Origin of the sequence: Bacillus cereus group sp. N12 (assembly GCF_016483575.1) — a bacterium.
Lineage (GTDB): Bacteria > Bacillota > Bacilli > Bacillales > Bacillaceae_G > Bacillus_A > Bacillus_A toyonensis.
The window spans coordinates 22068-29809 of the sequence record NZ_JAEHBO010000069.1 but is presented as its reverse complement, the minus strand read 5'-3'; the positions used below and the strand labels follow the sequence as shown (position 1 = coordinate 29809).

Here is a 7742-nt window from a genome sequence, read left to right as displayed (position 1 = left end):
GCATAATACTGATGAGAGATCCATTCATGGAAGTTACTGTTGCAAGGTATTCAGCGAAGTAGCTGTATACGGAAAACATGGCTGCAAAAAGGAATGTGACGGTTAAAATATTTAACCATAATCCTGGTTTGCCGAGTATACGAATTTGTTTGCCGAAAGACATTTTTTCTGTAACAGGCATAGAAGGAAGGTAGATTAGTATTCCAATGAATGCAAGAGTGTTAACGAATGCTCCGAATAAGAAAGCAATTTCTAGTGAAAATTGGTCTGCAAGGTAAGAGGTTAATGGTACGCCTAGAGCAAAACCAACTGTAATTCCCATGAAAACTTTTGTAACGGCTTGACCACTTTTCTCAGGAGGGACAAGTTTAGCAGCTGTTACAAGAGCGATTGAAAAGAAGAGTGGATGAAGTGCAGCCGGTAAAATACGAAAAATAAGCATGATTTCAAATTGTGTTGTATAAGCGTAGATTATATTTGAAATAACAAATGTAAAAATTGCTGTTAATAAAATTATTTTGCGATTAATCCCAGAGACGAGCAAAATTAGAAACGGACCAGAAATAGCAACAACTAGTGCGAATATACTTACTAAAAATCCTGCTTGTGCAGTTGAAATGCCGAATTTCTGAGTGATTTGTGGTAATACACCGACAATACCCATTTCGGTAGTAATAATTCCGAACACACCTATTGCGAGTGTCAGAATAAGTAAAGGATTTACTTTTTTCATTTATAAAACTCTCCATTCGTACTAGTATTTTGAAAGTAAATTCATTAACAAAGAAGCATTATTGCAAGCATGATTGGATGTCAATATTATTAGGACTATGTAATTTGAAATACAATAACAGATATCTAAATAACTAGATATGATGTGTTAAAAAAATTTCTCCTTTCCATGTTTCTTGCTTTTATAGGTAGTGCAATTTTATAAAAAAAGCAGAATGTGTGAAGGCTAATAATCAATTGGTATGCTAATTGATTATTAGCTTTCACTTTATAATTCATTTTGGACGTATTCAGAAAACTCTTGTATTGTTTTTTCATTTCGACGATAGTAAGTCCATTTTCCAATTCGGTCAGAGTCTAGTAGTCCTGCCTTTTTCATAGTTAATAAATAACTAGAAATAACCGATTGGGCTAAACCAGTTTTAAGCTGGATATCTCCTACACATACTCCAACTTGAAAGTTAAGGCCTTGCTCTAGATAAGGTTTTTCATCGAAATGGTTTTCTGGATTTTTCAACCATGATAAAATTTGACATCTTGTTTCATTTGACAATGCTTTATAAATTAATAAAGGTTCCATAAGGATATTATATCTACTTTTATAGATTTGTAAATGGGTTTTAGTGATTTTAAGGGAAGAAGGTATAGTTGATCCCTTTGAATAGGCATAAGGTGTTCTTGATCTGTACTCTTTGTAAAGGACATTCTAAAAAAAGTTAGGTAACCTAAAAAAGATGATTTCTGTATGCAAACAGGAGTCATCTTCTTTAAATTCTATTGATAGCAAGAGTGATTATAGTACGTCATATATTTCTTAATTTCATGTTTTAACTGAACAAACGATTCACATGATTTTATATATGTTTCATCGATTAAAGTACTACGAGGATTACGTGCAAAAATGATAATCTTGTTACGTTCAAGCATGTTGTTGCCTAGCTATCAATGGCGGATTCCTAAGAAGAGTAATAATAAAACCCAACTGAAGATTTAAGAAAAATTTTATGTTTCCCCCACTTTTTATTTTAAAAGTTTTTCCTATCCTATAAATGAGTTACATCAAGAAGGATACTAAAAACGACAAATTCATAGATGAAAATGTAAAGTTAGGGGATTCTACATGCATACAGGAGTTTTGATTAGTTATTTGTATACGTATTTTTTTACGATTATTTTTTGTATTGTGTTTCAAATTGGATTTTATTTTAAAACGAAAAGAACTATATCTATTTGGCATTTTCTATGGGTGTATGTTTTTCTGTTTTACCTTTCGCTAGTGTATGGGGTGACGCAGATCGCGACTGTATGGGATATAAGTAGAAATGAAACGTGGATTCGTGTAAGTCAAATTAACTTGACTTTATTTGATACTGCAGGTAGTACTGCATACCTTTTGAACATTGTACTGTTTATGCCGTTAGGTTTTTTATTACCGACTATTTGGCCGCAGTTTAGAAAAATGAAAAATACTATATATGCGGGATTCTTTTTTTCACTTGCAATTGAGTTAAGTCAATTACTAAATAGTAGAATTACAGATATTGATGATGTATTTACGAATACTCTCGGGGCGATTATTGGGTATGTATTATATAGAGTTTTATTTAAAATGATATTTACAAGAGAAGAAAAAAAGTTTGATACCAACTCTTCTTTAGTCATAAAATACGAGGCTGTTTTTTGTTTAGTGTGTTCATTTGTAGGTATGATGTTCATTTATTATCCTGGGGACCTGTAACCCTTCAATGAGATACGATCTCGTTTATCACGTAAACGCCCGATTGGTGAAGGCTAATAATCAGTGGGGGATGAACAAAACCCTCACTGATTAAAGTTTCACTTTATAAAATGATTCTAGTTTTCCTCGCTTAAACAGGGTAAAATGTGAATAATTAATCGCTTTTTCTAACTTAATAGATGCAGTTTATGTATTACATGATAGGTAGGTGTAAATGTGTTAAGTGTTCAATTATCTCAATACTTACTAAAAGGGCCTCAACCAGCTCTTCATACAGATGAAAAACGAGTATATATGTTAAAAGATGAAGGGTTATCACCGTATCCTATTTATTTAAATCACCCTATTATGATAGGAGTGGGAACGAATTGGAATCAGCATACAGGATTCGAAGAAATCATTAAAGGATTTATGGGTACACATAACAAATTTCCTATGTATATGTTATTTGAAACTTATTTATGTAGAGACTTTATTGAAGGATTTTTAGAAGAGAATAAACTTCATTTTGAGCTAGTTTTTACTAATAAGAAAAAGGATACGAACTTTTTTAAAGTGTGCATTACCAATAGTGATGATATAACCACACTTATGAAGTATTTCTTCCAATCAGCACAAGATTCTCTCTATACGCTATTAAGCTATTAAGCTATTCAGCAGACTGTAAGATGATCAGTAATCGTACTGGTGGGATTGAAATAAAAGCGGACAGTTTCTATCCAAGCTTTTCATTTATGTATGATGCGCAATAATTATTTATTATTGGTGGAGAAGAAAAATGGTCTGATATCCATTATATAAAAAGATTTTTCCATTTTGAGCAGATTACAGATGATCTGACTATTGATTTAAGAAAATGAGAGATGAGAAGGAATAGATGAGTAAACCCTCAAGTATAGAACGATATACCTGAGGGTTTTTATGTATGAAGAAGGCTTTTCTATTTTTCCCTAGAATGAACAGTAATGAATAATCTAATTCCTTAATGTAATAAGGAGGCAGTAAAATTTGAACAGGAAAATTTGGTTTGTATTTACTTTTTTTGCTCTTTTAGTAGCTGGCTATGTTGTTGTCCAATATTTTATTATGGATGGATTTCAAACAGGGCTTGTAAAAGTGAAGCTTATGTTTGGATCTAAATTAAGTGCGTTCTGGTATATGATGCTATTTATACATATTACAACCAGTATAGTAGCATTAGTAATTGGTCCTTTTACATTATCCACTAAATTTAGAGAAAGGAATATCAGCCGTCATCGAATAATTGGGAGAATCTATCTGGTTGGTGTATTATTAGGAGGCGTTTCTGGACTATATCTATCCTTTTATGCTACGGGAGGATTGGTAGCGAAGCTAGGTTTTGGTTTGTTATCTGTATTCTGGCTAACATCAGCATATCAAGCGTTACATAGAGTTAAGAATAAAAAAATTAAAGAGCATCGGAACTGGATGATTAGGAATTATTCTTTAACCTTTGGAGCAGTTACATTAAGAATTTGGCTACCGTTGTTTATCGTTCTATTTGGAATAGAGCGGTTTGAACTTAGTTACGCTATTATTGCTTGGTTAGCATGGGTACCCAATTTACTTGTTGCAGAATTGTTCATAAGAAAAAGATTTAATAAAAGAAAATACGAGGGAAATGAGGATTTACATTTTTAATGTAAATTTGCTGTCATATTGAGGGCAGAATTTTTTTAATAGCTGAATTTCGTACAAAAATAGGATGGCCAATTGAAGCCATCCTATTTGTATTACCAACTAGCAGTTTCCGTATTTTCTTTCAACCACTTCACCCAATCCAAATCCTCTACCTTAAGCAAACTGAGCGAAACACCCTTCATATCTAAAGAAGTAAGCAGTGTACCGACTTTTACGAACTTCACTTGTAATCCCTCCAGCTCACATAAACGGCGAATATCATTTGCGAAAATGTATTGTTCCATTAGTGGAGTTGCGCCGAGTCCATTAATGAGAATAGCGAAATTGTCTCCTTTTCTCCAGCGGTAAATACTTTTTAGTTTGTTCATCAGTTCGATCGCCAATATTTCAGAAGAGGATAGCGATTCTTTACGGTAACCTTGTTCACCGTGGATACCGACGCCGTAAAAGACTTCATCTTCGTTTAATGAGAAGGAAGCTTTTCCTTGTACTGGATCGTTTGCAGGTGAAAGGGCGACTCCTAATGTGTGTAAGTTTTCGGTGATAGAACGGCCAATTGCTGTTAGTTCTTCTAAAGAGTGACCTGCAAGAGCGGCCGCGCCAAGTATTTTTTGAACGAAAACAGTACCAGCAACGCCGCGTCTTCTTTTATTAAAAGAAGCATCATCTTCAATTGAAACGTCGTCATTTACGATGATGTGGTCAATTTGTCTTTCTTCTTCTTTGGCAATTTGCTTCGCCGCTAGAAAATTCTCAACATCATCTTTAAAGTTTTTAATGATGAATAAAATACTTTTATCCTTTGGTATTAAGCGAGTTGCTGCCACGATTTGTTTGACTGTAGGCGGAGTGAAGATACTTCCGTTAACTGCCGCCGTAAGCATTCCTTTTCCTACATAACCAATATCAGCAGGTTCATGTCCGCTACCACCGCCGCTTATAATAGCGACGTCTTGCTTTAGTTTGTCGATATCTTTTACATAAATGATGTTATTTGTTTCGTCATAATTTACTTTGTCGTTATGTTCAAAATAAAAGCCATGCAGCATATCTTGAACGATATGTTGTACATCATTCATAATCTTTTTCATTGCTTTTGCCACCCTTTAATTACTTTGCTGATTGCTCCAGTAATAGTAGTAATTGATTGTTGATCATATTTTTCATGAGAGAAGACATAATGGAAGGATCTACTTCGCATTTGCTTTCAATCCAATCCTTTATCGTTCCAACGAAGCCGTGACTATAAAAGGAGGCAATCGTATTTTTTGTCTCGTCAGAAAGGCTGAATCCACAGCTCACGGATAGTTCATCAATAATCTTCATATATAAGTTTTTCGTATGCTCAAATAAATAGTGATTAAACGAGTTTTGTTCAATGACTTTAAAAGCATTTCGGTAAAATTTTTGATTTTCATAAAAGTAATCAAATAATAAATCGAAAATGTTTTCCCACGTTTCATAGTCGAGAAAGTCGATAATGTTTTCTTTCGTTTCTTCTCTATAAATCCAGCTTAATAGTTCAAATTTATCTTTAAAATGATAATAAAAAGTTTGTCTACGCATTTGACAGTGTAACATAATATCGCTTACTGATATTTTATGAAACGACTCTGTTTCCATTAAATATTTCAATGAGTTCGCGATTATCTTTTTAGAAATTATAGAAGAGGTCATCTGAATCATCCCTAGAATGTTATTAATATAAAAATCCTATCTATAAATGAGAGCGGTGTCTTTAGACAGATTGTCCATTTTGTCCGTTTACTATAAAACGCTTTCATTTTAACATGGTTAGTAAGAAGAAGATTTCAAATATATCACAATATATTAAAGGAATTGAGGGAGAACTACAATGAAAAAGATTATAAACAAACCAGAAACATTAGTTATGGAAATGTGTAACGGAATGGTTATGGCTCAACCAGAGCTTGAGCTTTTGAAAAAATATAAAGTAATTAAGAAAAAAGAAATGAATGAAAATAAAGTAACGTTAATTAGTGGCGGCGGTAGTGGTCATGAGCCAGCACATGCAGGACTAGTCGGAAAAGGAATGTTAGATGCGGCAGTGTGCGGAGATGTGTTTGCTTCTCCTTCGCAAATTCAGGTATATCAAGCAATTAAAGAGACAGCTAGTAAAAAAGGTACGTTATTAATTATTAAAAACTATAGCGGCGATATTATGAATTTCAAAAACGGTGCGCATTTAGCGACTGAAGATGGAATTGAAGTTGACTACGTAAAAGTTGACGATGATATTGCAGTAGAAGATAGCCTGTATACAGTAGGACGCCGCGGCGTTGCGGGAGTTATTTTCGTTCATAAAATTGCCGGCGCAGCAGCGGAAGCAGGTATGGATTTAGGAGCGGTGAAAGCAGTCGCAGAAAAAGCAGCGGCAAACGTGCGCACAATCGGTTTAGCGTTAACGTCTTGTACAGTTCCAGCGAGCGGATCACCTACTTTCACACTTGCGGAAGATGAAATGGAATATGGCGTTGGTATTCACGGTGAACCAGGAATTAAACGTGAAAAAACGATGTCAGCTGATGAGTTAGCTAACCGTATGACAAATGATTTAATAAAAGATTTAGGAGTAAAAGATGGCGAGGAAATCGCACTTCTAGTTAACGGCTTTGGCGGAACACCACTGCAAGAACTTTACTTATTTAACAATGCAGTTACGAGAGAATTAGCTACTAGAAACATTAAAATTAATAGAGTATTCGTCGGTAACTATATGACGAGTATTGATATGGCAGGTATGTCTTTAACAGTAATGAAATTAGATGATGAGCTAAAAACATTACTATCGAAAGAATGTAATACACCAGCGTTTAAAGTAGATGGACCAGTTGAAAGTGTAGAGTACGTGAATGTACTTGAAGAGGCAGAAGAGAAAGAAGTTTCATTTGAAATAGAAACAGCGGAAGAGTACGCTGTGATTAAAGATAATGTCATTACATTAAACAACATGATTTATCTCGTTGATAAAATGAGCGACATTATTATTAAAAATGAAGTACCGTTCTGTGAGTTAGATACACATGCAGGTGACGGCGACTTCGGAATGAGTGTTGCGAAAGGATTTAAGCAATTAAAACGTGAGTGGCATTCTATTGAAGAACAAGAAAATGTAACGATCGGATCATTCCTTGACGGTTGTTCCATGATTATTATGGAACATTGCGGCGGCGCATCTGGTCCAATTTGGGGCGGTGCATTCCGCGCAGCTAGTAAAGCAGCAGGCGAGAAGCGTGAGTTAACAGTGAAAGAATTTGCTGAAATGTTGCAAGCAGCACTGCAAGGCATACAATCTATCGGTGAAAGATCGTTCGGTAGAGGTGCAGTAGTTGGTGATAAAACACTTGTTGACGCACTTGCTCCATGTGTAGACTCTTGGTTAGATAGCGCTTCAAACGAAGTAGACGTGAAAACTGCCTTTGAAAAAGGAGCAGAAGCAGCGGTTAAAGGAGCAGAGTATACGAAAGAAATCGTAGCTCGCATGGGCCGCGCTGGTACAGTTGGCGAAAGAAGTTTAGGATATCCGGATGCAGGTGCACATGCACTTGGGGTTATCTTTACGGAGATTGCGGGTAGTTTGAAATAGGAA

The 7742-nt window shown here is 34.9% G+C and carries 7 protein-coding genes and 2 pseudogenes; 4 read left to right on the top strand and 5 right to left on the bottom strand.

Going from position 1 to position 7742, the window contains the following annotated elements; genetic code table 11:
• The 3 genes and pseudogenes from JDS92_RS23570 to JDS92_RS31050 all read right to left on the bottom strand — a co-directional run.
• On the bottom strand, positions 1 to 733 hold a 733-nt coding region (locus tag JDS92_RS23570), incomplete at its 3' end, for an MFS transporter (RefSeq protein ID WP_199632601.1).
• 267 nt (positions 734 to 1000) lie between these two features.
• Positions 1001 to 1312, bottom strand: coding sequence for an ArsR/SmtB family transcription factor (locus tag JDS92_RS23565; RefSeq protein WP_098132492.1), 312 nt, complete (start codon positions 1310 to 1312; stop codon positions 1001 to 1003).
• Positions 1313 to 1506: 194 nt separating this feature from the next.
• A pseudogene (locus JDS92_RS31050) lies at positions 1507 to 1608 on the bottom strand (TetR family transcriptional regulator); the annotation flags it as partial.
• 244 nt (positions 1609 to 1852) lie between these two features.
• On the opposite strand from JDS92_RS31050, the gene JDS92_RS23560 reads away from it, so the two are divergent.
• The 3 genes and pseudogenes from JDS92_RS23560 to JDS92_RS23550 all read left to right on the top strand — a co-directional run bounded on the left by JDS92_RS23560 (position 1853) and on the right by JDS92_RS23550 (position 4132).
• Positions 1853 to 2470 carry a VanZ family protein gene (locus tag JDS92_RS23560; RefSeq protein ID WP_098138391.1) on the top strand — a complete coding sequence of 206 codons (618 nt, stop codon included), beginning with the start codon at positions 1853 to 1855 and terminating at the stop codon, positions 2468 to 2470.
• Positions 2471 to 2686: 216 nt separating this feature from the next.
• A pseudogene (locus tag JDS92_RS23555) lies at positions 2687 to 3330 on the top strand (hypothetical protein).
• A 148-nt stretch (positions 3331 to 3478) separates the two neighbouring features.
• Entirely contained in the window at positions 3479 to 4132 is a 654-nt protein-coding gene (locus tag JDS92_RS23550; RefSeq protein WP_199632600.1) for a DUF2306 domain-containing protein, read from the top strand.
• A 92-nt stretch (positions 4133 to 4224) separates the two neighbouring features.
• Here JDS92_RS23550 and dhaQ read toward each other — a convergent pair whose 3' ends face one another.
• Complete coding sequence (gene dhaQ / locus JDS92_RS23545) at positions 4225 to 5223, bottom strand: DhaKLM operon coactivator DhaQ (RefSeq protein WP_199632599.1); 999 nt, start codon at positions 5221 to 5223, stop codon at positions 4225 to 4227.
• Between the two features lie 19 nt (positions 5224 to 5242).
• Positions 5243 to 5809, bottom strand: coding sequence for a dihydroxyacetone kinase transcriptional activator DhaS (gene dhaS / locus JDS92_RS23540; RefSeq protein WP_000204220.1), 567 nt, complete (start codon positions 5807 to 5809; stop codon positions 5243 to 5245).
• 178 nt (positions 5810 to 5987) lie between these two features.
• On the opposite strand from dhaS, the gene dhaK reads away from it, so the two are divergent.
• A complete protein-coding gene (gene dhaK / locus JDS92_RS23535; RefSeq protein WP_199632598.1) occupies positions 5988 to 7739 on the top strand; it encodes a dihydroxyacetone kinase subunit DhaK in 1752 nt (583 codons plus the stop codon).
• Positions 7740 to 7742 lie beyond the last annotated feature (3 nt).